The sequence below is a fragment of the Streptomyces sp. NPDC050439 genome, from assembly GCF_040655335.1.
Lineage (GTDB): Bacteria > Actinomycetota > Actinomycetes > Streptomycetales > Streptomycetaceae > Streptomyces.
On sequence record NZ_JBFAJT010000001.1, the window covers coordinates 385,108 to 411,599 of the forward strand.

Consider the following 26,492-nt stretch of genomic DNA (forward strand, 5'->3'; position numbering starts at 1 on the left):
GCTTTACGGAAAAGTGGATCACCAAGGTGATCCACTTTTCCAGATGAGCTCCTAGCATCGCCCCATGCCTCACAACCCGTCACGAGTCGCACTGCGCCCGCTCACCCTCGCCGACCAGGACGAGTTCTGCGCGCTCGTGCGGGCCAGCACCGAACTCCACTCGCCGTGGATGCAACTGCCCACGACCGCGGCGGAGTTCCAGGACTGGATGCGCCGCTTCAGTGACGGCACCACCCGGGGCTTCCTGATCCGCGTTCAGGAGACCGGCGCGGCGGCCGGGATGGTGAACTTCAACTCGATCATCCGGGGCCGCTACCAGGGCGCATCACTCGGCTATGCGGCCTTCGCCCCGTCCGCGGGGCGGGGTTACATGACCGAAGGTCTCACCGTCGCCCTGCGGCACGCCTTCGACGACCTGCGCCTCCACCGCCTCGAGGCCAACATCCAACCGGCCAACCAGGCATCCTTGGCCTTGGTCCAGCGCCTGGGCTTCCGTTACGAGGGCCTCTCCCCCGCCTATCTCTACATCGACGGGGCCTGGCGCGACCACGAACGGTGGTCCATCACCGCACCATCCCCCTGGAAGCCCGACCCTTCACTTCCCCGGGTCTGACCTGCGCCTGCCCCTGCCCTACACCCTCACGTACTGCATGTATTGTGCGGGCCGGCAGAAGGGCTCGTCGCCGCCTGACTGACGACGGAAACCGCACTGCTCCATGAGCCGGTCGGCGTCGGCCGCGCCGAATACGCGATAACCCGAGCGCTGATGCGCCACCACGGTGGTCTCGCGCATCACGTAGTAGTCCTTGGTGAAACGGCCCCCTCCTTCTGCCCGGGACTCCTGGGCGTAGACAAGCCCTCCGGGCAGCGTCCGCCGGAGGGCGTGATGCGCGTCCTGAACCGCCAGGACCAGAAGTCCCCCCGGGCGGAGCGCAGTTGCGAGATTCCGCAGGCCCTTGATGTTGTCGCTCTCCTCCACCAGGTGGCTGCCCAGGGTAATTTCGTCACCGTCACGGAGGCAGTACCAGATGCCGCCGACGGAGAAGGCGACGTCGAATGTCGATTCCGGGACGGCATAGAGGATGTCCATCTCGACGAGCTCCACTCGGTCGCCGAGTCTGTTCCGAGCCTGGGCGAGCATTCTTTCGGTGTGATCAATTCCGGTGATCCGCATGCCGGTGGGCCCTGTGGCGAGCAGGCGATCACACACCAGCCCTGTGCCTACGCCGAGTTCCAGGACATCCCTGCGGTTGCCGATGAGTGCCCGCAATTCCCTCGCATAGGCGTCGTAGTCGTAATACCCCGAGGTCATGATGAGGTCGTAGTGCGGCGCGAGAGCGTCATAGGAGTTGGTCACGCGCCACCGTATCGACAGGGGGGCCGACAGGGGTATGACCGGCCATCAGTTGTGTGATGTCGCGTCCGACACGCCCCAAGCTTCCGGCCGAAATTATCGAATTGGCTGATAATGCGAGAGTGCTCAAGATCACGCTGCCCCGACTGATTCTCCCCTTGCTCATCTGCACGGTTTCTCTCGGCGGATGCAGCGACGAAAGAGCTCCGGCCGACGGCCGGTCGGGCCATCATGCGCCGCCGCACAACGCGTACGGGAAAATCCCGCCGCCCGAGCGGGCCACGGCAATCCCTCAGCTCGGGCCGGACATGCAAAAGGCCGTGGACCGTCGGGGTGCCAGGCAGGTGGTCCTCGTGTCGGGGGACGCACCCGACTCCAGCTACGCGACGGTGCACCTGTTCGAACGCGACACGCGGGGCGGATGGCGCAGGGTCTTCGAGCCGTGGCCGGCCCGCAACGGCCAGCGCGGCTGGACCGAGCACCACACCGCGAGCGACCGGAGCACCCCGGTGGGCGTATTCGGGCTGAGTGACGCAGGCGGGCTCCTGCCCGACCCTGGTTCCAAGCTGCCCTACGACCAGTCCCCCGTGTACGACGAGGACGGCGTCGGCTTCCTGGGCCAGTCCCTCAGAGGGGCCTTCGACCACGTGGTGGCCATCAACTACAACCGGCAGCCCGGCACCCCGCCCCGGGACCTCGTACGCCCCATGGGGGCCGAGCGCGGTGGAGGCATCTTCATCCACATGGAACACGGCGGGCCGACCCAGGCCTGCGTGGCGCTGCCGCGCAAGGCGATGACCGAGCTCGTGAAATGGCTCGACCCCGGCATGAAACCGGTGATCGCCATGGGTGACGTCGAGTCAGTCGCCCGCTGAATCCGGATCATCGGTTTCTGCTGGTCCTGGGTCGCATGATCGTGCGAGGGTGACCCGCATGACGACAGAGCGATTCGAAGTGCAGCGTCAGGTGGCCGCCTCCCCGGAGAAGATCTTCGCGTTGCTGTGTGAGCCCGCGGGACACGTGGCGATCGACAGTTCGGGGATGCTGCAGTCCGCCGAGGGAAAGCCCGTGCGCGGTGCCGGTGACGAGTTCGTCGTCCACATGGACCGCGAGGCGCTGAACGACTACCCCTTGGGCAAGTACGACGTCACGGTGATCATCACGCGGTTCGAGCAGGACGCTCTGATCGAATGGACCATCTCCGGCCAGATACAGCCGCCCATCCGCCACCTGTACGGCTACCGGCTCGAGGCCCGCGAGGGCGGCACCCTGGTGACGTCGTACTACGACTGGAGCGAGATCGAGGAACGCTACCGGGAGGCGAACATCTTCCCGGTCATCCCTGAGGCAGGCCTTCGCGCGACCCTCGGAATCCTGGCCCGCAACGTGGAACAGTGACCCCCGGCCGCGGGGCCCGAGCAGTCTTTGCGTGAAGCCGAGGGGGAGCCGGAATGAGACGTGTATGCGGGGCGGCGTGCCTGACGTTGGGTCTTGTCATGGTGAGCGGGTGCAGCCCCGCCGACCTGCCGCTCATAGCGGTGCGCAACGGCATTGACGGGCAGCCCGTGGTCGAACTGCGGTCGTGCGAAGAGGGCGAAACGCTTTCGGGGGTGCGTCTGGGGAGCTGGACCCCCGAGGAAGGCGAAGCCACGAACGAAGAGGCATCACTCGGCTCGGCCGGTTCTTCCCGGCAAGACAGCGGGTGGGGGGCAGGGGAAGTGAAGAGCCAGGGAAAAGTCACCTTCCCCCTCTTCTCCCCACCACCCGCATGGCACGCGCGACCCCACGGCACACAGGAACTGATGCCCGGCCGGACCTACTCCCTGGGCTTCAAGGCATCCAGCAGCTACCAGGCGCACGTCTACTTCACCGCCGACGACCTCGCCTCCCTCCGGCCGGGCCAGGTCTGGGCCGACGGCCGGGCCATGAGCACCGAGGACTTCGCCGAACTCGTCGACGACAAGTGCTGACGCCCGTCACGGTCGCCTAGAGGCGTTCCTGGCCTCAGGTCGCGCGCAGCCGTGGCAGCACTCTGTCGTGGTAGAAGTCGAAGAATCCCTGCTGCTCGGGTCCGATCTGGCCTACGTACACCTCGTCGAAGCCGGCCTCGGTGTACGCGGAGACGGCGGACACGTGCTCGTCCAGGTCGTCGCCGCAGACCACCTGGTCGGCGACGGTCTCCTCCGTGACGAGGGTCGAGGCCTGCTCGAAGTGGGCCGGGTCGGGCAGCACTTGACCGAGCTCTCCCGGAAGGAACTGCGTCGGCCACTTGCGGTGCACCGTCTTGACGGCCTGCGCCCGGTCAGTGCCCCAGCAGACCTTGAGCCCTCCGAGGACCGGTTTCCCACCGCCGCCCGCACTGCGGAACTCGCCGATCAGTTCCTCGTCCGGTGTCATCGTGACGAACCCGTCCCCGATGCGCCCGGCCAGTGCCGCGGCCTTGGGGCCGAACCCGGAGACGTAGATCGGGACGGGTTCACTCGGGGTCGTGTAGAGGCGGGCGTTCTCCACGGTGTAGTGGCGGCCCCGGTGGGTGACCTGGTCACCCGTCAGCAGGTCGCGGATCACTTGCACCGCTTCCTCGAGCATCTCCAGGCGGACGTCCACGGCCGGCCACGCGTCGCCGAGGATGTGCTCGTTGAGCGCCTCCCCGCTGCCCACGCCGAACCGGAAGCGATTGTCGGTGATCACACCCGCCGTGGCGGCGGCCTGGGCGTTCAGCGCCGGGTGCATCCGGACGGTGGGGCACGTCACGAACGTGGTGACGGGCAGCGAGGTCACCTGGGCGAGAGCGCCGATCATCGTCCAGACGAACGGGCTGTTGCCCTGTTCCCCGGTCCACGGGTGGAAGTGGTCGGAGATGGCCAGGCATTCGAAGCCTGCTCGTTCGGCGGCCCTGGCCTGTTCGAGCAGGTCCGCCGGCGAGAACTCCTCGCTCGCCAGGAAGTATCCGTAGCGCGTCATCGCGTGCTCCTAGGGTGCGCGGCCCCGGCTGGGCAGGGCTGGGGCAGGGAGGGGCCGGGGCAGGGAAGGGCCGGTCAAGGCTTCAGGAGCGTCTTGATCATGCCGTCTTCCTTGGCCTGGAAGGTCGCGTACGCCGTCGGCGCGTCCTGCAGCGGCAGGTGGTGCGTGGCGAAGCTGTCGACACCCAGCGGGTCGTCGTCGGTGAGGTGGGGGCGGATGTCGTCGACCCAGCGCCAGACGTTGGCCTGCCCCATGCGCACCTGCATCTGTTTGTCGAACATCTTCAGGAGCGGCATGGGGCTCGCCGCACCGCCGTAGACGCCGCTGATGGAGAGGGTGCCACCGCGACGGACGATGTCGATGCCCGCGAACAGGGCGCTCATGCGGTCGATGCCCATCTTCTGCATCATCGGGCGGGCCAGCTTGTCGGGCAGGTGGCCGGTGGCCCACTGCGCGGCCTGCGCGACGGGCGCGCCGTGCGCCTCGAGGCCGACCGCGTCGATGACGGCGTCCGTGCCCCGGCCCTGGGTGAGGTCGCGGACGGCGTCGCCCAGGTCCTTCTCGTGCTCGCGCAGGTCCAGGACGGTCACTCCACGGCTCCGGGCCCGTTCGAGGCGCGCGTCGACCAGGTCGACGCCGATGACGAGTTCCGCGCCGCGCAGTCGCGCGATGCGGGCGGCCATGTCGCCGATGGGCCCCAGGCCGAGGACGGTGACACTGCCGCCGGCGGGGATGTCGGCGTACTCGACCGCCTGCCACGCGGTGGGCAGCACGTCGGAGAGATAGACGAACCGGTCGTCGGGCGGCCCGTCGGGCACCTTGATGGGCAGCTTGTTACCGAAGGGCACTCGCAGCAACTCGGCCTGCCCGCCGGGGACTTGACCGTAGAGCTTGGTGTACCCGAAGAGGGAGGCACCGCTTCCCATGGACGTGACCTGGCTCGTCTCGCACTGCGAGTGCAGTCCCCGGTCGCACATCCAGCAGGTGCCGCAGGACACGTTGAACGGGATCACCACACGGTCGCCGACCGCCACGCCCGTGACGTCGGGCCCGGTCTCGGCGACCACGCCCATGGTCTCGTGCCCGAGGATGTCACCCGGGTCGAGGAACGGTCCCAGGACTTCGTAGAGGTGGAGGTCCGAACCGCAGATCCCCGTCGAGGTCACCTGGACGATGATGTCGTCGGGCTTCTCGATGCGGGGGTCGGGGACCTCCTCGACGCGTACGTCGCGCTTGCCGTGCCATGTCAGTGCGCGCATTCTTACGCGCCTCCTAAGGTCGCTGGCGTGCTGCTTCTTACCGTGGGTCCCTGTACCAGGCTGGTCACACCGTCGTCCGTCCCGCCACAGGAAGCCCTTGGCCGGTGATCATCACCTCGAGTACCTGAGAATCCGCGAGTAATGCATGACTTTGGTCCTTCTTCCGCGCAAGGCGGCCGCCACCGGCCATGGCATCAGTCATGCGGCAGCAGGGAGCCGAGCGGACCCAGGTCGAGATTCAGGTCCTCGCGACGCAGCCCGTGCCGCTCACAGAGCTCGGTCATGCGTTCGTCGAGGAGCATGAGCGCGGTCCCGACTCGTTCCTCTTGTTCGTCGGTGAGATCGCCCGCGTCGAACCGGCGCACGGCTTGGCGCTCCATGAGCTGGCGGAGCAGTTCGACGACGGTCAGGACGAGGGAGGCCAGGTCACGGCCGACGGCGTCGGGGTCCAGGTCCACTCGGGCGGTCGCGCTCACAGTGGTCCTCCGTCAGCCCAGGGCGCGGGGACCCGCTCGCTCACGGACGCCAGCAGCGCGTGCAGCGAGATCCGTACGAGGGGTACCTCCGCGATGGCGATGACGAGGTCGCCGCTGACGACGACTCCGGTGGCCAGCACCCGGTCGAGGAGGTCGACGAGCGGCACCCCGATGGGCGCGCCGCTGTCCGGGCCCTGCCAGGCGACCGGTTGAGTGGCCGTGTGCGGGCTCATGTGCGGCTCCCGGCGTGCGGTCTGGCGTGTGATCCCTGGGGCGGTCCGGCGTGTGATCCCTGGGGCGGTCCGGCGGCATCCGTCTCGGCGAGGGAGGCCGTGTCCACGAATGAGTAGGGCACCCACGGGCCGGTGACCTCCACCTCACACCCCTCGAACTCGGGCGCGGCCCGCAGTTGGTCGAGCAGCGCGTTGAACTCCGCTCCACTCTGCTCGGGTACCAGGTAGGCGGCGTTCAAGATCTGGGTACGGTCACGGCCGACGATCTCGGCGCCGTGCAGTCGGCGGCGTACGGTCGCGTCCGCGATCGAGAGGACGGCACGGTCGAGCAACTCGGCCGCATTGACCGCGCGTTGGCGGCGGTCGTCACGTTCCTGTCCTCGCTCGCGCAGCCGGGCCAGATAGGCGCGGCCGCTGGGTGCCGGCGCCTCGTCGTGCGCCGGGGATTCCTGCGGAGGCTGCGCGGTCTGCGGTTCCGGCTTGCGGACTGCGAGCAGATTGACCTTCACGGCCCACTCGTTCCGGCCCGTGATCCGTTCCAGGGTCCGCTCGAAGCGCGGCACATCCGCCGTCAAGGCGGCCCGGCACCGCTCCTCGGAGTGGTACAGCGTGGCCAACGGGAGCGGGATCGCCCCGCTCCGCGCGGCGAACGCGGTCACCACCGCGTGGTGGTCCCGCACGCAGCGCTCCAGCGTCGCGGGTTCGGAAAGCCGCTCGCGCAGGGCGTCTTCGGAGTAGTCGTCGGCCGGAACGTCCTGGACCACGGCCCACAGAGCACCGGCCGGGACCAGACGCAGAGGACCACCGCCTTCGTGGCCCGTCAGGTCCGGGGGCAGATCCGGTCCTCGGCCTCGGCGGACGGCGAACACACACACGGCGTGCGCGGGGGCGGGCGCTGTTGCCATCAGTGGGGCTTCTCCTTCATCCGTTCCGGTCGCCGCGGTCCGTCGTCGGCGGGTGCGAGCTCTTCCAACTGGGCGCGCAACCGCCGGTTCTCCTCGCGGAGGTCGTCACGGGCTGCGCTCGACGACAGGGCCGGGTCGGTCTCCCACCAGTCGATGCCGGCCTTGCGCGCGGTGTCCACGGAGGCGATGAACAGCCTGAGCCGGATGGTGAGCAACTCGATGTCGAGCAGGTCGATCTTGATGTCGCCGGCGATGACGATGCCCTTGTCCAGCACCCGTTCGAGGATGTCGGCGAGGCTTCCGTCAGCGGGACGGCCCAGGTCCGACCCCTGGGGTGAGGGTGACGAGCGCCAGGTGTCGAGGTCGTCCATCGAGCCGGTCACCGCCTTCGGGCGGATCGGGCGCGGGGCCGTCGGGCGCGGCCGTCTTCCTCGTCTTCCTCGTCCTCCTCGGCGTCCTCGTCCTCCGCGTCCTCCTCGTCCCTGTCCTCCGGCTCGTCCTCCTCCGCGTCCTGGTCGTACTCCTCGTCCTCGCCGTCCTGGTCCTCGGCGTCCGCGTCCTGCTCCTGGTCCTCGTCGTCGTACTCGGACTCGGCGTCGCCGTCCTGGCCCTCGTCGTCGTAGTCGTCGTCCTCCAGGCCCTCCTCGTGGGTGCGGACGACCTCGCCGTCCCGGATCTCACCGCGCCAGCCCTCCACCTCGTCGTCCGCGTTGAGCGTCACGTAGCGGGCGAAGTGCTTGAGGTCGAGCCGCAGGCGGCGGCCCTGAGCACGCCACAGGTTGCCGGTCTTCTCGAAGAAGCCGGCGGGGTAGTACTCGACGATCACGACGACACGGGTGAGCGTCGGGGCGAGTTCGTGGAAACTGACGGCTCCACGGGTGCTGCCCTTGCTGCCCTCCGAGGACCAGACGATCCGGTCGTCGGGCACCTGTTCCTGGACCGTGGCCTTCCAACTCCTGCTGGACGGGCCGACCTTCACCTTCCAGTCCGAACTCACGTCGTCGTCGCCCATCGAGACGCTGCGGACACCTTTCGTGAAACCGCTGAACTCCTCGTACTGGGTCCACTGGTCGTAGACGGTCCGCAGCGGGACACCCACGTCGATCACCTCGACGATGTTGGTGACCTTCGTGTCGCCTGCTCCTCCCCCGCCACCTCCGGAGGAGAACAGGTCCTTCGCCTTGCCGACGACACTGTCCTTGATGTCCTTGGCCTTCTCCGCCACGACGGCTTTCGCGGGCGAGTCGCCCTTCAGCATCCGGGCGCCCATCTTGGGGAGGGACCCGCCGTTGTCCGCCACGTCCTGCAGTTTGTCGGTGAGACCACCCAGCGCGTCACCCAACTTGTCCGTCAGGTTCTGTGCCCCTGCATCGAGAAAGTCGGTGAGCCCATCACGCAGCCGGTCCATGCCCGACTCCTCGCCGCTGCCGGCGCTCTTCTTCCGTTCGGCCATGGCCGGTCAGCTCCTCTGCCTCGAACGCGACGTGGTCGCTCTGCCGCTCGACCTCTTGGCGGCACCGGTCTTCTTCGCTGCCGTCTTCTTCGCTGCGGACTTCTTTGCCGTTGTCTTCTTCGCTGTTGTCTTCTTCGCCGTCGACTTCTTTGCCGTCGACTTCTTCGCGGCGGTCTTCTTCGCGGGAGCGGACTTCGCCGTCTTCTTCGCCGCTGTCTTCTTCGCCGCTGTCTTCTTGGCGGAGGTCGACTTCTTCGCGGCGGTCTTCTTCGCAGGGGCGGTCTTCTTCGCGGCGGACTTCTTGGCGGGCGAAGTCTTCTTGGCCGGGGAAGCCTTCTTGGCCGGCGAAGCCTTCTTGGCCGGGGCCTTCTTTGCCGCAGACTTCCTGCGGGGGGAGGCCTTCTTCGCCGCCGCAGGTTCCGAACCGTCCTTACCGCCCCTGGACCCGTCTCGCTCGGTGCGCGCTATCGCGGATTTCTTGCCCTGCGACTTCTTCGCTCCCGACCTGGGCGCGGAACGCTCCCGGCCCGCCCTCCGGCGCGGTGTCGAACGGTGTTCCGCGTCGCGGCTCCGGCGTCGGCGGTCGTGGTCGTCACGGCCTGCGCCGCTACGGGGTCGACGCGAGGTCCGGCTGCGGGACGGGGTCGACGGCTCATCGCCACCCTCTTCGTCGTCGCCTTCCGCGTAGTCGTCCTCGTCCTCGTTGTCGTCTTCGACGTCGTCGGGCTCGTCGTCGTACCGCGCGTCCTGGTCGTCCCAGTCCTCGTCCTGCTCGTCACCCTGCTCGTCGTCGTAGGCGTCGCCGTCCCGCGACGACCTCAGGGATTGTGTGCGCTCGGCGAGTCTGTCCGTGAACGAGGACATCTGGCGGCCGGCCGCGGCGGACATCGCGGCCCGCCCCGCGTCCATCAACTCACCCCGCACCTGTTCGCTGAGATCGGCGAACTGCGGTGTCTCGCGCAAGCGTTGGGCGCCCTGTCGGAGCAGTTCCTGCGGTGAGAGGCCGAACTTGCGACCCGCGAGATAGGAGCCCACGGCAAAGGCGAGCTTGGCCTTCTTGGTGCGGCCCAGGAGGTATCCCCCGGCTACTGCTGCGCCAAGAGCGATTCGGTTGCAGTCATTCATCAGGAACTTCCCGTGAGTCGAGGCCGACGCCGCCGCGCACAACGTCAGGAGGCCGGGCGGTAAGGACGACGTTCCAACAGGTCGAGCAGGTGCTCTTCTTCGCGTTCGAACTGGTCGAGATCGATCTCGCCCTGGTCCAGGGCTTCGTTGAGGGCGGCGAGCCGGGCTCTGACCGCGTCCGGTGAGTACAGCTCGGTTTCCGCCGCCTCGATCAGCCGGTCCGCGACCCAGCCCACACCGCGGATCGGTGCCAGCGGGAGCAGCAGGATGCCGCTGATCAGTCCCATGTCACGCGCCCGCGGGTACGGCTTCGGCGCTCACGAAGCTGTAGCAGGGCAAGGGGCCCGTGAGCGTCAGCGTGATCCGCCCCCGGCAGCGGGTGGCGAGCAGATCAACCGCCTTGCGGAAGGCGGTCTCGGCGCTCCGCGGCACCAAGAAGGAGACGTTCATGGCCCCTCCGGCGCTCTCACGTCCCTCACGTGTCTCCGCTGCCAGCGGGCGCAGTTCGGCCAGCACGTCGGCGGCGGCCTGTTCCGCCCGGCGTTGCAGCGCTCCGGCGACGGCTTCGCCCAGGCGGACGTTCGCCTCGTACCCCGGACTCCGCCGTGTCGTCTCGCGCAGCGCGCGCAGGCCGGCGTCCTCGCGCAGCACGTCGGGCAGCGCCTCGGGCACGGACGCGCCCTTGAGGTTCCACTCGGCCTTGCCCTCCAGCCGTGTCAGCGCGGCGAGATGGGCCTCACGTGCGGAGTCGAGACCGGCAAGGACGGTCTCCTCGTCGGGGGCGATCACCCCGAAGCGCATGGGCAGGACGGGACCTTGCCGGGCGAGTTCGGCGAGCACGTCCTGATGGGCGCTGAGGTCACGCCGCCGTGCGCGCGGGCGCCCCGCCACGCGGCTCACGACGGCGGCGAGGCCGTCCTGACCCAGCACCGACACGACGGCGTTCTCGTCGCCGACGGCACGGCAGCTCCGTGCGTGTGCGGCGTGCTCGGGGGCGGTGATGGCGTACACGTACAGGCCGGGCGGGCCGGGGGGTGTCGGCACGGTCAGTCCTCTTCGTCTTCGTCACGGCGCCGTGCGCGGGGGCGCTGACCGGCGCGGGATGTGGAGCGGGAACGGGAGGACGAGCGCGAGGGCGCGTTGCGGCGCGGGCGGCTCGCCTCGCGCTCCTCGTCGTCGTCATCGTCGTCGTCGGAGCCGGAGTCCAGGCCCAGGGTGTCCTTGACCTTGTCGCCGACGGACCGGGCGGCCTTCCTGGCACCGGCCTTGCCCACGGCCGTGGCCGCGCCGCCGCCGAAGAGCTCCGGGACGGTCTTGCTGCGGGAATCGTGTTCGAGGTCGAGGCGATTGCAGGCCTCGGCGAAGCGGAGGTAGGTGTCGACGGACGCGATGACGATTCTCGCGTCGATCTTCAGGATCTCGATGCCGACCAGTGAGACCCGCACGAAGACGTCGATGACCATGCCGCGGTCGAGTATGAGCTCCAGGACGTCGTAGAGCGTGCCCGCACGGGGCGCACAGGGGACGACGTCCTCGCTGTAGGTGGTGGTCATGAAAGGGCCTGCTCCTCTCGACGGCGCAGAAGGTGCGCCTCAGCTGTCCGCCCAGCCGCGTCGGTAGCGGCGGACTCTGCGGTACTGCGTCAGGCGTCCGTGCGCGTCCAGATCCACCTCGTAGGTGGCCAGGAGACTGGTGGTGTCGGGAATGCGAGCCACCTCCAGCACATCCACGCTGACCCGCCAGCCATCGCTCTCGGTCGGGCAGACGGCCGACACGCCTTCAGCGCGGTGACCGATGAGTTCGGTCAGCGTCCGGCATGCCTCGCCGACCAGTTCCCGCAGGTCCGGGACGCCGTGCTCGTCGGCGCGCTTCGCCGACCGGTGGGGGGCGGCCTGGGTGCGTCGTGAGCGCTCGGTCATGCGACCACTCTTGAACGCCCGGTGCTCGACGGCACGGGCTGATAGTCCGATCAGGTGCCGCCGCAGCCGTGGGGCGGCCTCTGCGAGGGCGCCGGAAATTCAGTGGTGAGGCGCCGCTGTGCGCGCTTACGGTGCTCCCGAACCGAGTCGTCCAGGAAAGGACGTGCCGTTGTACACCGTGTGAGTCCTCCCGAGCGCTGAATCGTCGCGCGTCGCACCTGTGCGCCGCGCTCCTTTTTGCTGCGGACTTCTCACTGAAACCGGTGTACTTCTGTGCTCAACGACTGGGTGGTCATGCCCACCTGCCTGCCGACCGTGCTGCGCCGCTGTCACGCGTGCGGATCCGACCGTTTCCGTACCGACGGCAAATTTCGCGTCAACGCGCACCACAAGGTCCTCGACGCCTGGCTCCTCGTGCTCTGCGGCACCTGTGGGGACACGGCGAAGCTCACGGTTCTGGAGCGGGTGCGGGTGCGCTCCGTACGACCTGAGCTGCTTGACCGGATGCACGGCAACGACCGTGGTCTGGCGGCCGAGCTGCTCCAGGACCCGGGCGTGCGGCGCCGCAATCGCATCGCCCTCGACTGGGACGACGCCTGGCGCCTCGACACCGGCGGTCCGGATCATCTGGACCGCGAGGTGGTCGACGTGTCGGTCCGCTTCGCGGCGCGCATACCTGTGCGGCCGGTGCGGCTGATCGCTGAGGGCTGCGGCCTTTCGCGGGCCGAGGTCGGCAGACTGATCGCCGAGGGGAAGGTCGTCTCGGCCGTCCGGCTGAGCGGCAGGCTCTCCGGCGACTTCACCTTCATGCTCAAGCGCTGAGCCCTTCAGGCCGGGGGCCTGACCCGCGATCCCGCCGGTCAGGCCCCCGCGCCCGTCAACTCACCCGGGTCTTCAGCGGACCCGCCACCGTCTGAAGGTCGTGCAGAAGCCGCTGCGTGTCGGCGGCGTCCAAGCGCCGAGGCCTCCCGGCCCAGTGCCGGCCAGGGTCTGATGGCTTTAGCCCCTTGCCCGACCGGCGTGCTCCGGCGGTGCGGCGCGCATCGCCGGGATGCTCACCGTGAAGGTCGCCGCAGGGCGCAGCACGCTGGCCCCCCGACGCCAGGCGTCCAGGAGGCGGTCGGCGAGGCGGTCCTCGAGGAAGCCCGTCGCGTGCAGGCCGAAGGCGACGTCGGACGCGAGGGCGGGTTCGGCGGCCAGGAGGCCGCCGACGACCTCACGGCGCACCACCTGCTCGTGCACCGCGTCGGCTTCCACGTGCTCGTCGTAGAAGCGCTGCGCCGCGGGTCCCGCACCGGTCCGGCGCAGCGCGGCGGCCAGCCGGCGTGAACCGGGCGGCGACGTCACCTCGACCGCGGCGAAATGCCCGACCAGCGCGCCACGATGAGCTCGGTGCAGTCCGAACAGGGACATCAGGTTGACCGTGGCGAGTGCCTCCGCCGGAGCCTCGTCGAGGTAGTGGCCGTAGGCCGTCTCCAGCGAGAGGTCCTCCATGAGGTCGGCGAAGAGCCGCGCGTGGATGTCCTCGGCGCGCCCGGCCCCGAACTCGTCGTACTCGATGGCCACCATCGCGGCCTTGGCCCTGCCGTGCAGTCTGGGGATCACCCAGGCGTGCGGGTCGGCCTCCTTGAGGTGGTACAGCGAGCGCACCGCCGCGTACTCCCTGAGCTGCCACAGCTCACCGTCACGTTGCAGATGATGACTGACGCTCGAAGGGTCGTGCCCCGTCGGCTCCAGTTGCAGGGCGTCCAGTGCCTGTTCCGGGTCGTGGTGCGGCGGCACGTCGGCACGCAGCGCGGCGAGGAACCGCTGTTCGAGTACCTGCCGCAGGGTCAGCAGGCCGGGGTCCCACTCCCGGTCGTCGCCGACGCCCCTGAACCCCTGGTAGTGCAGTTCGTAGAGGACGTAGAGCGCGAGCTGGAGATCCTCCCCGTAGGGGTCGGCATGCCGTGCCCGGTCCGGCGGGAGGCATACGGGCTCGTTGCGCTGCAGGGCGGCGAGTACGTCGTCGGACAGTTCGCCGCGGGGAGCCGGGAGCCCGGGACTGACCCGGCGGGACTCGGTACGCGGGCTCATGGCGATGGGTGCTCCTCCGTGGGCGATGGGTGCTCCTCCGTCGTGGCGTCTGTTTCGTCGGCCGTCCCCGGCCTCATCCGGCGGCGGTGACTGATGACTGGTCCCCGTGCGCCCGGGCTGGGTGCCCAAGTGATCGCGGTCCACACCTGGGCAGGCAGGCGTTCGCCCGCCGAAACCCTGTGACATCCACTCCAAGCCCGGCGGCCATGGCCCGTTTATGCCGGGCGGGGGCCACACTGGCTGCGTGAGGGCTTATCGGGCGAGTGACGAGCACGGCTCGGACGGCGGCACGCTCCAGGGCGCAGCCGATGTCATGGGATACACAGACGTCATCCGTGAGCGCGAACGGCTTGCCGAGGAGCGCGAGCGCATTGCGGACGAACGAGAGCTGCTCGCCGACGAGCGTGAGGCCGCCGCGGACGTCCGTGAGGCCGCCGCGGACAAGCGCGAGGCCGAGCTCGCGGTATGGGAGAGCCAGCTCGACGAGCGGGCCCGTGCGGTGGGCGAGTTCGCCGCCGGTCTGCGGCAGCGTGCGTACGAGGAAATCGGCCGTGCACATGGGCTGTTGGACGCCAGTCGGCAACGGCTGGAGCGCAGTGCCGCCGCGCTGCATCGCGCGGCGGCGTGCGACGAGCGTCAGCAGCTCGCGGTGGAGCAGGAGATGATCGCTTCCCAGACACGACGGCGCCCAAGGGAGATCTGATGCCGGTTCCCGTACCGCTCTCTCACGCTGCACGGTGACGCTCTGTCATCAGCGCGGGCCCCATCCGGCGTAGCCGGGTCGCGAGGAGGGTGGGCGCTGCCTTACACCGGACCTATGAGCAACAGCGAGAAGCAGGTCTACAGCCCTGGTGAGATCGTCCCCGATTCGGGGATCTACGAGTGCGACTGCCAGCAGCATCACGGCTACAGCACCGACGTACACGGCCATCGCTTCCCGCCGCCGCCGGCGGGCTGCACCGGCCACGGCTGGAAACTCAAGGACGCCGCGCATCCCGACTCCTGACCTGCACCAGCACCAGCACCAGCCACGTCACTTCACTTCACTTCACTTCACTTCAGCAGCCGCAGTACCGCCTCCTCGATGGCCCCCTGGGTCGCGGGGTGGCCGAATTCGGCGCCATCGCCCAGCTGCTCCAACGCGCCGGCGATCGTGCGGCCTTCGTCGAAGAGCTCGATGACGCGCGGGTTGATGTACGAGGCGCGGCACACCGCGGGTGTGTTGCCCAGGTACGCGCTGACCTCGCGGACAGCACGGGTGACGGCGCTCTTGCGTGCCGTACGGGACTCGTCGGCGACCCGCGCGGACACGGCGAGGGCGACCGCGGCGAGGACGGTCGCGTGCCAGGTGCGGAAGTCCTTCGCGGTGATGTCCTTGCCCGCGCTGTCGCGCAGATAGTCGTTGAGTTCGGGGGCGTTCAGCTCGTGCCAGCTCCCGCCCTGCCAGTAGGAGAACAGCCGTTGGCCCCCGCCGTTTCGGCGCATCAGGGCGCGCAGCACCGTGCAGGCGGGCGGGTCGACGAGCGCGCGCGTCTGCGTCTTGGAGTACTTCGCCGGATACGTGAGGCAGACCTCCCCGCTCCGGCAGGAGGCGTGCTCCTTGAGCAGGGTGGTCAGTCCGTACGTGCCGTTGTCGCGCCGGTAGGACTCGTTGCCGATGCGGAAGAAGCCGAGGTCGAGCAGGCGGACGGCGCAGGCGAGGACCCTTTCGCGGCAGAGACCGCGACGGTCGAGGTCCTCCGTCACCTGCGCGCGCACCTCGGGAAGCGCGCGGGCGACCTCCAGCACGTGGTCGTGCTTCGCCGTCTCCTGACGCTCGCGGAACCGCGGGTGGTACAAGTACTGGCGTCTGCCCGCGGCATCGGTGCCGACGGCCTGCAGGTGCCCGTTGGGCCAGGGGCAGATCCACACGTCCTGCCAGGCCGGCGGGATGACGAGCCGCCGCAGGCGCTCCTTCTCCTCGGGGTCGGTGACGGGGCGCCCCGAAGCGTCCTTGTAGCGAAACCCGCGTCCCGAACGGACGCGGGAGATCCCGGGCCCGTCGACCTGGCTCGTCCTCAGCCGCCGCTTCTCGCGCATGACCCAGGAGTGCCCCCAAAGCGCGGCATCAGACCCTGGATTGGAGCGTTTGGCTCAGTGCCCACACCCACCGGCCCCTGTTCACAGCAGCAGAACCAGCGCGTAGACCAGGAAGGACGCCGCGATCAGCACGACGAGGCCGATGATCAGGGTCAGCGGGCCCTTGGACCAGCCCTTGGAGGGGTTGTGCGTCTCTTCGGGCCCTGCCCCCGACATGCTGCTCTCGGCGGGCGGGGTCTCCCCCGGCGGGACGCTGCCGCCGGGTTCAAGGCCGGTGGCCTTGGCGGGGTCGGGGTTCGGGTCCGGGGTGCGGGGGTCCGGGTCCGACTGGTGGGGAGGAGTCATGTGATCCAAGTTCCCACGCCGTCCGGACCCTCACCTCTCCACGGCCACCGACACGAGGCCGCGCGATGGTTGCCCCGCGTTCTCGAGGAGACCCGGAAGCGTGCATGACCGAACCTGGACGCAGGGTGCCCGGTGATCCGTCCGACGGCCCGAGCCGACGCCCCCGCGGTCCGTCGACCGGCCGGGACCCGGCACACGAGGAGGTTGCATGACCGAGCGCACCGCTGCCACCACCAGGGCGGCCGTCGTCACCGGCGCGGACTCCGGCATCGGCCGGGCGACGGCGGTCCGGCTCGCCGAGGCCGGGATGGACGTCGGCATCACCTGGCACAGCGATCAGGAAGGCGCCGAGAAGACGGCCGACGAAGTACGCGGGCACGGCCGGCGCGCGGCTGTCGCCCAGATGGACCTGTCCCGGCTGCCGGATGCCGCGCAGGTGGTCGACGAGCTCGCCGAGCGGCTCGGCCGGATCGACGTCCTGGTCAACAACGCCGGCACCGGCACCCGCGCCCCCTTCCTGGACCTGCGGCACGAAGACGTCGTACGCGTCCTGGACGTCGACCTCGTCGGCCCGTTCCTGTGCGGCCAGCTCGCCGCACGTCGCATGATCCGGCAGGGCGACGCGGGCCGGATCATCAACGTGACCTCGGTGCACGAGCATCAGCCCCGCGTGGGCGCGGCTCCCTACTGTGCCGCCAAGGGCGGACTCGGGCTGCTGACCCAGGTGATGGCCCTGGAACTCGCCGAGCACGGCATCACCGTCAACTCCGTCGCCCCGGGCGAGATCGCCACCCCGATGACCGGGCAGGAGAACACGGACGTGCACGACGTGGAGCGCCCCGGCATCCCGCTCGGCCGCCCCGGCGACGCCCGTGAGATAGCCGCCGTCATCGCGTTCCTCGCGGGACCCGACTCCTCGTACGTGACCGGCGCGTCCTGGGTCGCCGACGGCGGCATGGTGCGGATGGGCCCCCAGGCCGGTTCCCACCTCCGCGGCGACGAGTGGCGGCGACCCTGAGGTGCCGGCAGAGGGCGGAGCGAGCGGAGAGGGCGAAGCGGACGGCCGGATAGAAATCGGCGGACCGGGTATCGGATGTGCCTGGATCGGAGATCGTCGGAGACTGCCGACCTGCGCGATCAGTGCAGCAGCCGGTGTCCGGAAACGGAGCAGCAGGTGACGCGGAACGCGGAAGACGCCACCCCAGGCCCCCTTGCCGACGACCGGCAGCGGCCGGTCACCGAGCCGTCGTCGGCGGGAGAGCCCATCGGGGTGAGAACACATCACGACTCCCCCGCCGAGGAACTTCCCCCAGACCTCAACCAGGCCATCCTCGAGGCGGCCAAACAGGTCGGCGCCGTGCTCAAGAGGGGTGGCCACGACTTCGCCCTCGCCGGCAGCGTCGCCGTACACGCGCACGGCGGGACCGGGAACCTTCAGCACGACGCCGACTTCTGCATCAGGCCGGAGGACGCCGACGCGGTCGCGGCGACCCTGACCGACGCCGGTCTCACGGTGTACGCCCCGCCGGAGGACTGGCTGCTCAAGGCCAAGTGCCTGGGGCAGGACATCGACCTGATCTTCGAGCTGGCCCACCAGCCGGTGAACGCCGAGCTACTCGGACGGGCCTCGGAGCTGCCGGTGGACTCCGTGCAGATGCCGGTCCTCGCGCCCACGGACCTGATGCGGGCCCTGCTCGCCGCCTTCTCGGAGCATCACTGCGACTTCGGTGCCGTTCTGCCGATCGCGCGGCTACTGCGGGAAAAGATCGACTGGGAGGCGGTACGCCGTGATTGCCGGGACGCGCCGATGCCGGCGGCCTTCCTGTATCTGCTGGAGCGCCTCCAGGTCATCGCACCGCACGCGGAGGCACCGCACGCAAAGGCACCGCACGCAAAGGCACCGGACGGAATCGCACCGCAAGGAGGAGACCGATGAACGACCAGGCGCATGCCGACTATCGCATCGCCCACCTCAAGGAGCGGCTCGCCGCCGAGGAGCTGGGAGAACTGGGCATCCGCATCGAGACCCGTGGACCGTCCGTGATGGTCGCCGGGACCGTGCCCACGACGCACTGCCGCGACGAACTGCGGCGCACCGTGCACGAGGAGCTGGACGGTCTGACGGTCCACTTCGACATCGTGGTGGCCGAAGCGTCGGCCCCCGACCACCCCGAGGAGCTCGCATGATCCGCGTCGCAGCCGTGGGGGACATCCATATGGGCCTCGACAGCCAGGGCGTTCTCCGGCCCGCCTTCGAGACCCTCCCCGAATGCGCGGACCTGCTGCTCCTCGCGGGGGACCTCACCCGTCACGGCACGCCGGAGGAGGCCCGCGTCGTGGCCCGCGAGGTCGCCGGTCTGCCGGTGCCGGTCGTCGCGGTGCTCGGCAATCACGACCATCACGACGAGCGGCCCGAGGAGGTCACCGCCATCCTGCGCGACGCGGGCGTCCAGGTGCTCGAGGGGCAGGGCACGGTCGTCGAGGTGGACGGCAAACGCGTCGGCGTGGCGGGCACCAAGGGCTTTGGTGGCGGCTTCATCGGCCGCAGCGGCAGCGAGTTCGGTGAGCCCCTGATGAAGGAGTTCATCCGCTACACCCGCCGCTGTGCCGACGGACTGCGGACCTCGCTGCGCGAACTGGCGGAGCAGGACTGCGATGCTCGGGTCGCGCTCATGCACTTCTCACCCGTGTCGGACACCTTGGCGGGCGAACCCCTGGAGATCTTCCCGTTCCTGGGCAGTTATCTCCTGGCCGAGGCGGTCGACGAGGCGGGCGCGGACCTGGCCGTCCACGGCCACGCGCACGCGGGCACCGAACACGGCATGACCAGTGGTGGCGTACCGGTCCGCAACGTCGCGCAGCCGGTCATCCGCAAGGCGTTCAACGTGTATCACCTGCCGGGACACGGAAGTTCGGCACAGACCGCGGCGGCCGCGGCTTCGTCCGAGCGGTCCCGCTGAGCGAGTCCTCAGCACCGCATCCGACACGGCACCGCAACGACGGCTGAGGCCCGGACCAAGTGGTCCGGGCCTCAGTCAGGACTGATGCGGGGTCAGACCGCGCCTCGCCAGGCGCCGGTCTCCTGGCCACCGCGCTTCTCGATGAACTGCTTGAACCGTCCCAGGTCACCGGCGACCTGCCGCTTGATGAAGCCGAGCTTGTCGCCGACCGTCTCGGCCAGGCCCTCGGGGGCGTAGTCCATCTGCAGCATGACCTTGGTGCGGGTGTCGTCCAGGCGGTGAAAGGTGACGACGCCGGCCTGCTTGGCCTGGCCCTTCACCGTGGTCCACGCCACGCGCTCGTCCGGGATCTGCTCGGTGATCGTGGCGTCGAACTCCCGCTCCACACCGTCGATCTTCGTCACCCAGTGGGTGAGTTCGTCGGTGCGCTGCTCGATCCGCTGCACGCCTTCCATGAACTGGGGGAACGTCTCGAACTGGGTCCACTGGTTGTACGCCGTGCGGACCGGCACATTGACCGCGATGGACTCTTCGACTCGCGACACAGATGACACCTTTCCTCGTTGCTCGCCCGGCCCCCCTTCAACACCGGGGCCGGGCGGTGCGGCACTTGCTCCCCACCCGGGTGCCCGAGTCGTCCACCGTCACACCCGCCTCTCTCACCGTTTTGCCCGGCGCCGCGCGCCGAGGGCCACCGCTCCGCATGCGGCGCCTGCCGCCGCGACGGCGGCGAGCGCCGGGTGCCGGGAGGCCCAGAGTTGTGGGTCGCGTCGGCGGGATTTTTGGTCGAAGGATCCGTGCGCCCCGTGGTCGGTCTCGTCGTCGACCGGGTGCCACAGGTTGTACCCGCGGTCCGGCTCTTCGGCCTCGTCGGTCTGCTGGGCGTCGTAACCGGTGCGGGCGAGGTAGCGGTCGAGCAGTCCCGGCGCGAACTTGTTGGCGACGAGGGTCGCCGCCGTACTGGCCCCCACGAAGTACTGCTTGCGGCCGGGGTGATCGGCGGCCTGCACGACGGCGGCCGCGGCGACTTCCGGCTGGTAGATCGGCGGCACCGGCTGCGGTCGGCGGGGCAGCCGGGAGAGGACCCAGGAGAACTGGGGGGTGTTGACGGCGGGCATCTGCACCACGGTGATCCGGACGCCGCTGCCCTGGTGCATGAGTTCGGTGCGCACGGATGAAGTGAAGCCGTTGATCGCGTGCTTGGCCCCGCAGTACGCGGACTGCAGGGGGATGGATCGTGCGCCGAGCGCCGATCCGACCTGCACGATGGTGCCGGTGTCACCGGGCGTCATATGGGCCAGCGCGGCCCGGGTGCCGTTGACGAATCCCAGGTAGGTCACCTGCGTCACGCGTTCGTACTCCTCCGCCGTGATGTCGGTGAAGGGCGCGAAGACCGAGGTGAACCCGGCGTTGACCCAGACGTCGATGCGGCCGAAGGCCTGCAGGGCGGCGTCGGCCGCCGCCTCGACCGCCCGGTGGTCGGCGACGTCCGTGGGGACGACGAGCGCGCGCCCGCCCGCCTCCTCCACCTCGCGGGCCGCCGCGTCGAGTCCGGCCCGGCCCCGCGCGATCAGGACGACGTCGTCGCCGCGTGCCCCGAACGCGCGGGCGGTGGCCCGGCCGATCCCCGCGCTCGCTCCGGTGATGACAACGGTCTTCGTCATGACGGCTTTCCTTCCGATCCGGGTGCTGTGGCCAGGCGGATGGAGGATTCGAGCATCAGGGCGTGCACGAAGGCCTGCGGAACGTTGCCGCGGAGCTGTCGCTGGCTGATGTCGTACTCCTCCGTGAAGAGGCCGGGCGGCCCGCAGGCGGCCCGGTTGCGCTCGAACCAGCGCAGGGCCTCCGCCTGGTTTCCCTGCTGGTGTTCGGCGAGCGCCATGACGTAGCCGCACAGCAGGAAGGCGCCCTCGGCTTCTTCGAGGGGTCGTTCGTCGTGGCGGAAGCGGTAGGCGTAGTAGTCGCGGGTCAGTTGCGTGCGGTAGGCGTCGAGCGTCCGCACCGTTCTCGGGTCGTCGGCGGGCAGCGCACCGCGGATCGGCGGGATGAGCAGCGCCCCGTCAAGCCCTGGGTCGTCGGTGGCGCGCTGCCAGCGTCCGGTGGGGTGTGTGCCGGTCGCGGATGTCTCGGCGAGCAGTGTGTCGGCGAGCGAGGCCCACCGGGCGGCGCGGGCCGGTGCCGCGTACGGGGCCATGGAGCGCAGCCCCGCGGCGCAGATGAGGCGGCTGTGGGTCCAGACGCGGTCGTTCAGCTCCCAGATTCCCGCGTCCGGTTCAGCGCGGCGCCGGACGATGGTGTCGGCGGCGATGTCCGCCGCGCGCCGGCCGTCGCCGTCGAGCCTGCCCGCCCGGGCCGCGGCGGCGAACAGCAGCAGCGCCTCGCCGAACGCGTCGAGCTGGAACTGCTGGTTGACCCAGTTGCCGGTGAGGTCATGGCCGCCCGGATAGCCGGGGAGCTCCAGGCACTTCTGGTCCGGGACGGGATCGCCGGTGACGGTGTAGGCGGGCGCCATGCGGGGCCCGTCGGCGAGCAGGCGCGCGGAGACGAACCGCACGGCGTCGTCGGTCAGGCCATGGTCGCCCGCGACGGCGGCGGCCTGCCCGGCGTAGCACTGGTCGCGGATCCACACGTACCGGTAGTCGTAGTTGCGGCCCGCCCCGGCCCGTTCGGGGAGGCTGGTCGTGGCCGCCCCGACCATGCCGCCCGTCGAGCTGGTGAGCCCGCGCAGCACGACGAGGGAGTGCCGGGCGTCCTCGGGTGCCAGCGAGGCGGGCAGCGTGGGCACCGCACGCTGCCAGGCGTCCTCGGTGGCGTTCCACGCCCGGTCCGCGTCGACGGGGTGGCCGAGTTCCGTGTCGGAGAGTTCGAGGACCAGGTCGTGATGGCCGCCGGGCGGCAGCACGAGGTCGGCCTGAAGACCCGTCGTGCGCAGACCGGCGTGCACCGGGCGGGCCGCGCCGCCGCCCGTCCAGCGCCAGCGCAGCCCGCCGCCGTGTCCGGTCCACACGCCCGAGTCCGCGCGGCGCACGTGCCGCGGCGGGCTTTCGCCGAAGTCGGCGTGCGGATCGAGGCGTACGGTGACGCGCGCCTCGCCCTCGACCGCGGTGATCCTGCGCAGCAGGACGGCGCATCGCGGGTCGCCGGGGAAGGCGAGCGCCTCACGGCACTCGATGACGCCGGTGGTGGTCACCCAGCGGCTGCGCCAGATCAGGGTGCCGTCCTCGTAGTAGCCGCCCCAGACGAAGCGGTCGCGTGGGGCGACGGTGTAGTGGCCCGCGCCGCCGATGAGGGCGGAGAACACCGCTGCGGAGTCCCAGCGCGGTGCGCACATCCAGACGATGTCGCCCTCGGGACCGACCAGCGCGCCGCGTTCACCGTCGGCGAGCAGCGCGTATTCGCGCAGTACGTGCGGCGGGGGCAGGTCGTCGTGCGACGGGTGCGGGCGGGTCATCACTCGCCCCGCGGCCCCTGCTCGCCGCGGGGGTCGGACTCCTTGCGGCGGCCGGGCAGCATCTCCTGCACCTTGGCCTTGAACCCCTGGCGGACCACGGCGGTCCGGTCGCTGTCGCCCTTGAGGATCGACAGGGCCGCCGCCTCGATCTGGTCGAGGGTGGCGTGCGGAGGGATCGGGGGGACGGCGGGGTCGGTGCGGAAGTCGATGACGAACGGCCGGTCGGCTCCCAGGGCCCGGTGCCAGGCCGCCTCCACGTCTCCCGGCTTCTCCACGCGTACGCCGTCGAGGCCGATCGTGCGGGCGAAGTCGGCGTACGGGACGTCGGGCAGGGCCTGCGAGGGCAGGAACTGCGGAGCGCCGGACATGGCGCGCATCTCCCAGGTGACCTGGTTGAGGTCCTGGTTGTTCAGGATGGCGACGATCAGCCGCGGGTCCTCCCACTCCTGCCAGTACTTGGCGACGGTGATGAGTTCGGCCAGGCCGTTCATCTGCATCGCACCGTCCCCGACGATCGCGATCGCGGGCCGGTCGGGATGGGCGAACTTGGCGCCGATGACGTACGGCACGCCGGGGCCCATCGTGGCGAGCGTGCCGGACAGCGAGCCGCGCATCTCGCCGCGCATGCGCAGATGGCGTGCGTACCAGTTCGCGGCCGAGCCGGAGTCGGCGGCGAGCATCACGTCGTTCGGCAGCAGGGCGTCCAGGGCGTGCACGACGTACTCGGGGTTGACCGGGTCGGCCTCCACCGCGGCGCGCCGCTGCATGACCTCCCACCACCGGGCGGTGTCCTTCTCGATCTTCTTGCGCCAGGCGCCGTGCTTCTTGCGCTTCAGGCGCGGGATGAGGGCGTCGAGGGTCGCGCGCGCGTCTCCGACGAGGTTGACCTCGAACGGATACCGCAGACCGATCATGAAGGGGTCGATGTCGATCTGCACGGCGCGGGCCTGGTCGAACTCCGGCAGGAACTGGCTGTACGGGAAGCTGGAGCCGATCACGAGGAGGGTGTCGCAGTCCTGCATCATCTCGTACGAGGGCCGCGTGCCCAGGAGGCCGATGGAGCCGGTCACATAGGGCAGATCGTCGGGGAAGGCGTCTTTGCCGAGCAGCGCCTTGGCCACTCCGGCGCCCAGCAGGTCCGCGAGCCGTTCGACCTCGGCGCGGGCGCCGCGGGCGCCCTGGCCGACCAGGACGGCGACCTTCTCCCCGGCATTGAGCACCTCGGCGGCCCGCTCGACGTCTTCCGCGGCAGGGGTCGGGGCGTAGCTGCTCAGCCCGAGGCTGGAGGGGACCATCTTGAAGGCGTGCGTCGGGGGCGTGTACTCCAGTTCCTGGACGTCCGCCGGGATGATCACCGCGGTGACCGTCCGCTTGGCGTACGCCGTGCGCATGGCGCGGTCGATCACGTTGGGCAGCTGCTCGGGGACCGTCACCATCTCGCAGAAGTCGGACGCGACGTCCTTGTAGAGGCTCAGCAGGTCGACCTCCTGCTGGTAGGAGCCGCCCATCGCGCTCCGGTTGGTCTGCCCCACGATGGCGACCACGGGCACGTGGTCCAGCTTCGCGTCGTACAGGCCGTTCAGCAGGTGGATGGCTCCGGGGCCCGAGGTGGCGGCGCAGACGCCGACCTTCCCGGAGAACTTCGCGTAGCCCACCGCTTGGAACGCGGCCATCTCCTCGTGGCGTGCCTGCACGAACTTCGGGTCGTTGTCCGCGCGGCCCCACGCGGCGAGGAGGCCGTTGATCCCGTCGCCGGCGTAGGAGAAGACGTGGTCGACGTCCCACTCGCGCAGGCGCTGCAGAACATGGTCGGAGACCTTGGTCGCCATGGCGTTGCTTCCTTTCGCAGATGCGGGGTGCGGACCGGGACGAACCGGACGCAAGAGCCCGGTACCCGAAGTCACCGGGTTCACGTGTCGGATTTCGGGCCGCTGCCCCGATCGGCCCTGTCAATCGCCACGAGTGGCAGCGGCCGGGGCCCGGCATTCGACTGCGAAAGGGCGCGGCGGACGCTCCCAGAACAAATTCAGGGGCCCCCAGCAGGAATAGAAGAGGAACGACCGGGCATACTCGCGCCTTGCTTGTGAGCCCGCCCATAGGGGCCACATCACACGCTAAGGGCGGTAGTAGACGCACAGCCGCGTTCTGGGCCTTGGAATTCCAGCGGCAGCGCGCATCCCGGAATTTGCTACGTAGCCGGGTAGTACGTCACATCCTTGCGCTGCTTTCCCCTCGCCGCTAACCATGGACGACGTCGCAGGGCCGGAACTCGAACAGCGCGAATACCTCGCCATTCCGAACGCACCGGCCCCGCCCCACGTCCCCCATGGAAAAGGTTCACTCCCGTATGACGACGCGCACCAGCACCGCCCGAGTCAGCACCGCCCGCATCGCCCGCATCCGCTCGTTCTCCGTCGCGGGTCTCGCCACTGCCGGAGCCGCGGCCGCTCTGCTCACCGTCGCCCCCTCCCCCGCCCAGGCCGCCGAGCCGCACACCGTCGCGGCCAAGGCGCCTGCCGCCGCCGCGAAGGCGAAGGGCGGCGACAAGTCGTACGCCAACAACCTCGACGGCTGGATCAAGGAGTCCTTGGACATCATGAAGTCCAAGAAGATCCCCGGCTCCTACGAGGGTCTGCACCGCAACATCATGCGTGAGTCCGCCGGTGACCCGAACGCCCAGAACGGCTGGGACGTGAACGCGCAGAACGGCACCCCGTCCAAGGGTCTGCTCCAGGTGATCCAGCCCACCTTCGACGCGTACCACGTCAAGGGCACGCCGAACAGCCTGACCGACCCGGTCGCCAACATCACCGCGGCCGCGAACTACGCCGCCGACAAGTACGGCTCGATCGACAACGTCGACTCCGCCTACTGAGCCACCGGCCTCCTACGGCACTCGCGCCACGCCGACCCATCCGGCCCGGATGGTCAACGAGCCGGGCATGACCGCGTCCGGCTTCCACTTCGGCCAGGGAACGAAGCCGGGGTCGACCAGTTCAAGGCCGTCGAAGAGCGAGATCGTCTGCTCCGGGCTGCGCAGAACATAGGGAATGGCGCCGGAGTTGTTGTACTCCTCCTGCACGCTGCGGTGCAGTTCGTCGTCGGCATCGGAATGACTCAGCGAGGCATAACTGCCGGACGGAAGTCCCGCCACCAGACCGCGCACCAGAGTCAGCACGTCTTCCCAGGGGTCTATATGCCCCAGCACATCATTGATCACCAGGCCGATGGGCTGAGACATGTCGAGCGTTTTCGCCGCGCCCTGCAGAATTTTCTCGGTGTCACGCATGTCTGCAAGCACGTAATCCGTGGCGCCTTCAGGTGTGCTCCGCAAAAGCGTGTCGACGTGCATCAGGACGATCGGATCGTGGTCCACGTACACCACCCGGCTGTCTCTCGCTATGCGCTGGGCGATCTCGTGGGTGTTGTTGGCCGTGGGCAGTCCGGCACCCACGTCGAGAAACTGCTTGATGCCCTCCCGCGCCATCCAGCTCACCGAGCGGCGCAGCACGTCGCGTGACTCCTGGGCCATCGGGACGATCAGCGGGAACTTCTCCTTGTAGGCGTCCCCGGCCCGCTGGTCGGATTCGTAGTGGTCCTTGCCGCCCAGCCAGTAGTTCCATACGCGCGCGCTGTGCGGAAGCGAGGTGTCTATCTTGTGGATGTCTGCCGGTTCACTGCTCATTACGGTGCCTCTCTCAACTGGTCAGGACGGGAAGCAAGGACAGCGGAACGCAATCTGCTACGTCAACACCCCTCCCGTCAAAGTCAGTTGGCGTTCCGCGTGCCGGAACCTCCGTCACGCCCGTTGGGGGTGTGTGGCGCAGGCTCCGCTGCCACCTGGTGCCCCCGCCGTGGGTGTGCTGAGGTGCTCACAGTCCCGGCACCCCCAA

At 69.6% G+C, this 26,492-nt stretch carries 33 protein-coding genes; 12 read left to right on the forward strand and 21 right to left on the reverse strand.

Features of this window, described 5'->3' with window-relative positions; all coding sequences use genetic code 11:
• Window positions 1-64 precede the first annotated feature (64 nt).
• On the forward strand, window positions 65-613 hold the full coding sequence (locus tag AB0I66_RS01815) for a GNAT family N-acetyltransferase (RefSeq protein ID WP_363205688.1): 549 nt from the start codon (window positions 65-67) through the stop codon (window positions 611-613).
• A gap of 18 nt (window positions 614-631) precedes the next feature.
• Here the strand turns inward: AB0I66_RS01815 and AB0I66_RS01820 are convergent, their stop codons facing one another.
• Window positions 632-1,357 (reverse strand): class I SAM-dependent methyltransferase, encoded by a 726-nt coding sequence (locus AB0I66_RS01820; RefSeq protein ID WP_363205689.1) that lies wholly within the window; start codon window positions 1,355-1,357, stop codon window positions 632-634.
• 350 nt (window positions 1,358-1,707) lie between these two features.
• Here AB0I66_RS01820 and AB0I66_RS01825 point away from each other — a divergent pair, with 350 nt between their 5' ends.
• The 3 genes from AB0I66_RS01825 to AB0I66_RS01835 all read left to right on the forward strand — a co-directional run bounded on the left by AB0I66_RS01825 (window position 1,708) and on the right by AB0I66_RS01835 (window position 3,324).
• The gene (locus tag AB0I66_RS01825; protein ID WP_363205690.1) at window positions 1,708-2,229 is read left to right on the forward strand and encodes a L,D-transpeptidase family protein; all 522 of its coding nucleotides are present in this window, start codon (window positions 1,708-1,710) and stop codon (window positions 2,227-2,229) included.
• Between the two features lie 58 nt (window positions 2,230-2,287).
• Window positions 2,288-2,752, forward strand: coding sequence for a polyketide cyclase (locus AB0I66_RS01830; RefSeq protein WP_363205691.1), 465 nt, complete (start codon window positions 2,288-2,290; stop codon window positions 2,750-2,752).
• A gap of 404 nt (window positions 2,753-3,156) precedes the next feature.
• Window positions 3,157-3,324, forward strand: coding sequence for a hypothetical protein (locus tag AB0I66_RS01835; RefSeq protein WP_363205692.1), 168 nt, complete (start codon window positions 3,157-3,159; stop codon window positions 3,322-3,324).
• 34 nt (window positions 3,325-3,358) lie between these two features.
• Here the strand turns inward: AB0I66_RS01835 and AB0I66_RS01840 are convergent, their stop codons facing one another.
• From AB0I66_RS01840 to gvpO, 12 genes are all read right to left on the reverse strand, one after another.
• Entirely contained in the window at window positions 3,359-4,318 is a 960-nt protein-coding gene (locus AB0I66_RS01840; RefSeq protein WP_363205693.1) for a TIGR03557 family F420-dependent LLM class oxidoreductase, read from the reverse strand.
• 74 nt (window positions 4,319-4,392) lie between these two features.
• Window positions 4,393-5,577, reverse strand: a complete 1,185-nt coding sequence (locus AB0I66_RS01845) for an alcohol dehydrogenase catalytic domain-containing protein (protein ID WP_363205694.1) — start codon at window positions 5,575-5,577, stop codon at window positions 4,393-4,395.
• 194 nt (window positions 5,578-5,771) lie between these two features.
• Window positions 5,772-6,053, reverse strand: coding sequence for a gas vesicle protein K (locus AB0I66_RS01850; RefSeq protein WP_363205695.1), 282 nt, complete (start codon window positions 6,051-6,053; stop codon window positions 5,772-5,774).
• Entirely contained in the window at window positions 6,050-6,286 is a 237-nt protein-coding gene (locus AB0I66_RS01855; RefSeq protein WP_363205696.1) for a gas vesicle protein, read from the reverse strand. The genes AB0I66_RS01850 and AB0I66_RS01855 overlap by 4 nt, the downstream gene beginning before the upstream one ends.
• A complete protein-coding gene (locus tag AB0I66_RS01860) occupies window positions 6,283-7,191 on the reverse strand; it encodes a GvpL/GvpF family gas vesicle protein (protein ID WP_363205697.1) in 909 nt (302 codons plus the stop codon). The genes AB0I66_RS01855 and AB0I66_RS01860 overlap by 4 nt, the downstream gene beginning before the upstream one ends.
• The gene (locus AB0I66_RS01865) at window positions 7,191-7,562 is read right to left on the reverse strand and encodes a gas vesicle protein (RefSeq protein ID WP_363205698.1); all 372 of its coding nucleotides are present in this window, start codon (window positions 7,560-7,562) and stop codon (window positions 7,191-7,193) included. Before AB0I66_RS01865 ends, AB0I66_RS01860 begins: the two co-directional genes overlap by 1 nt.
• Window positions 7,563-7,570: 8 nt before the next feature.
• Window positions 7,571-8,644 (reverse strand): SRPBCC family protein, encoded by a 1,074-nt coding sequence (locus AB0I66_RS01870; protein ID WP_363205699.1) that lies wholly within the window; start codon window positions 8,642-8,644, stop codon window positions 7,571-7,573.
• A gap of 6 nt (window positions 8,645-8,650) precedes the next feature.
• Window positions 8,651-9,769 (reverse strand): histone protein, encoded by a 1,119-nt coding sequence (locus AB0I66_RS01875; protein WP_363205700.1) that lies wholly within the window; start codon window positions 9,767-9,769, stop codon window positions 8,651-8,653.
• Window positions 9,770-9,813: 44 nt separating this feature from the next.
• Complete coding sequence (locus tag AB0I66_RS01880; protein ID WP_363205701.1) at window positions 9,814-10,056, reverse strand: gas vesicle protein GvpG; 243 nt, start codon at window positions 10,054-10,056, stop codon at window positions 9,814-9,816.
• A 1-nt stretch (window position 10,057) separates the two neighbouring features.
• Complete coding sequence (locus tag AB0I66_RS01885; protein WP_363205702.1) at window positions 10,058-10,813, reverse strand: GvpL/GvpF family gas vesicle protein; 756 nt, start codon at window positions 10,811-10,813, stop codon at window positions 10,058-10,060.
• 2 nt (window positions 10,814-10,815) lie between these two features.
• Entirely contained in the window at window positions 10,816-11,322 is a 507-nt protein-coding gene (gene gvpJ, locus AB0I66_RS01890) for a gas vesicle protein GvpJ (RefSeq protein ID WP_363205703.1), read from the reverse strand.
• A gap of 39 nt (window positions 11,323-11,361) precedes the next feature.
• Entirely contained in the window at window positions 11,362-11,688 is a 327-nt protein-coding gene (gene gvpO, locus AB0I66_RS01895; RefSeq protein ID WP_363205704.1) for a gas vesicle protein GvpO, read from the reverse strand.
• A 273-nt stretch (window positions 11,689-11,961) separates the two neighbouring features.
• Here gvpO and AB0I66_RS01900 point away from each other — a divergent pair, with 273 nt between their 5' ends.
• Window positions 11,962-12,510: a DUF1062 domain-containing protein gene (locus AB0I66_RS01900; RefSeq protein WP_363205705.1), complete on the forward strand. Its 549-nt coding sequence runs from the start codon at window positions 11,962-11,964 to the stop codon at window positions 12,508-12,510.
• A gap of 177 nt (window positions 12,511-12,687) precedes the next feature.
• On the opposite strand, the gene AB0I66_RS01905 is transcribed toward AB0I66_RS01900, so the two are convergent.
• Complete coding sequence (locus tag AB0I66_RS01905) at window positions 12,688-13,764, reverse strand: iron-containing redox enzyme family protein (RefSeq protein ID WP_363205706.1); 1,077 nt, start codon at window positions 13,762-13,764, stop codon at window positions 12,688-12,690.
• A gap of 244 nt (window positions 13,765-14,008) precedes the next feature.
• On the opposite strand from AB0I66_RS01905, the gene AB0I66_RS01910 reads away from it, so the two are divergent.
• Together AB0I66_RS01910 and AB0I66_RS01915 are read left to right on the forward strand one after the other, a co-directional pair.
• Window positions 14,009-14,467, forward strand: coding sequence for a hypothetical protein (locus tag AB0I66_RS01910; protein WP_363205707.1), 459 nt, complete (start codon window positions 14,009-14,011; stop codon window positions 14,465-14,467).
• 114 nt (window positions 14,468-14,581) lie between these two features.
• Complete coding sequence (locus AB0I66_RS01915) at window positions 14,582-14,770, forward strand: hypothetical protein (RefSeq protein ID WP_363205708.1); 189 nt, start codon at window positions 14,582-14,584, stop codon at window positions 14,768-14,770.
• Window positions 14,771-14,817: 47 nt separating this feature from the next.
• Here AB0I66_RS01915 and AB0I66_RS01920 read toward each other — a convergent pair whose 3' ends face one another.
• Together AB0I66_RS01920 and AB0I66_RS01925 are read right to left on the reverse strand one after the other, a co-directional pair.
• Window positions 14,818-15,843, reverse strand: coding sequence for a DNA topoisomerase IB (locus AB0I66_RS01920; RefSeq protein ID WP_363205709.1), 1,026 nt, complete (start codon window positions 15,841-15,843; stop codon window positions 14,818-14,820).
• 81 nt (window positions 15,844-15,924) lie between these two features.
• A complete protein-coding gene (locus AB0I66_RS01925) occupies window positions 15,925-16,188 on the reverse strand; it encodes a DUF6480 family protein (RefSeq protein ID WP_363205710.1) in 264 nt (87 codons plus the stop codon).
• 208 nt (window positions 16,189-16,396) lie between these two features.
• Here AB0I66_RS01925 and AB0I66_RS01930 point away from each other — a divergent pair, with 208 nt between their 5' ends.
• From AB0I66_RS01930 to AB0I66_RS01945, 4 genes are all read left to right on the forward strand, one after another.
• On the forward strand, window positions 16,397-17,206 hold the full coding sequence (locus AB0I66_RS01930; protein WP_363205711.1) for an SDR family oxidoreductase: 810 nt from the start codon (window positions 16,397-16,399) through the stop codon (window positions 17,204-17,206).
• A gap of 156 nt (window positions 17,207-17,362) precedes the next feature.
• Window positions 17,363-18,124 carry a nucleotidyltransferase family protein gene (locus AB0I66_RS01935; RefSeq protein ID WP_363205712.1) on the forward strand — a complete coding sequence of 254 codons (762 nt, stop codon included), beginning with the start codon at window positions 17,363-17,365 and terminating at the stop codon, window positions 18,122-18,124.
• Complete coding sequence (locus tag AB0I66_RS01940; protein WP_363205713.1) at window positions 18,121-18,375, forward strand: hypothetical protein; 255 nt, start codon at window positions 18,121-18,123, stop codon at window positions 18,373-18,375. The genes AB0I66_RS01935 and AB0I66_RS01940 overlap by 4 nt, the downstream gene beginning before the upstream one ends.
• On the forward strand, window positions 18,372-19,148 hold the full coding sequence (locus tag AB0I66_RS01945) for a metallophosphoesterase (protein ID WP_363205714.1): 777 nt from the start codon (window positions 18,372-18,374) through the stop codon (window positions 19,146-19,148). The genes AB0I66_RS01940 and AB0I66_RS01945 overlap by 4 nt, the downstream gene beginning before the upstream one ends.
• A gap of 92 nt (window positions 19,149-19,240) precedes the next feature.
• Here AB0I66_RS01945 and AB0I66_RS01950 read toward each other — a convergent pair whose 3' ends face one another.
• The 4 genes from AB0I66_RS01950 to AB0I66_RS01965 form a co-directional block, all read right to left on the reverse strand.
• Window positions 19,241-19,693: an SRPBCC family protein gene (locus AB0I66_RS01950; RefSeq protein WP_363205715.1), complete on the reverse strand. Its 453-nt coding sequence runs from the start codon at window positions 19,691-19,693 to the stop codon at window positions 19,241-19,243.
• A 114-nt stretch (window positions 19,694-19,807) separates the two neighbouring features.
• Window positions 19,808-20,812, reverse strand: coding sequence for an SDR family oxidoreductase (locus AB0I66_RS01955; RefSeq protein ID WP_363205716.1), 1,005 nt, complete (start codon window positions 20,810-20,812; stop codon window positions 19,808-19,810).
• Entirely contained in the window at window positions 20,809-22,599 is a 1,791-nt protein-coding gene (locus AB0I66_RS01960; RefSeq protein WP_363205717.1) for a glycoside hydrolase family 15 protein, read from the reverse strand. The genes AB0I66_RS01955 and AB0I66_RS01960 overlap by 4 nt, the downstream gene beginning before the upstream one ends.
• Entirely contained in the window at window positions 22,599-24,428 is a 1,830-nt protein-coding gene (locus tag AB0I66_RS01965) for a thiamine pyrophosphate-requiring protein (protein WP_363205718.1), read from the reverse strand. Before AB0I66_RS01965 ends, AB0I66_RS01960 begins: the two co-directional genes overlap by 1 nt.
• Before the next feature lie 518 nt (window positions 24,429-24,946).
• On the opposite strand from AB0I66_RS01965, the gene AB0I66_RS01970 reads away from it, so the two are divergent.
• On the forward strand, window positions 24,947-25,474 hold the full coding sequence (locus AB0I66_RS01970) for a transglycosylase SLT domain-containing protein (protein WP_363205719.1): 528 nt from the start codon (window positions 24,947-24,949) through the stop codon (window positions 25,472-25,474).
• 12 nt (window positions 25,475-25,486) lie between these two features.
• On the opposite strand, the gene AB0I66_RS01975 is transcribed toward AB0I66_RS01970, so the two are convergent.
• Window positions 25,487-26,284 (reverse strand): SAM-dependent methyltransferase, encoded by a 798-nt coding sequence (locus AB0I66_RS01975; RefSeq protein ID WP_363205720.1) that lies wholly within the window; start codon window positions 26,282-26,284, stop codon window positions 25,487-25,489.
• Between the last annotated feature and the right edge of the window lie 208 nt (window positions 26,285-26,492).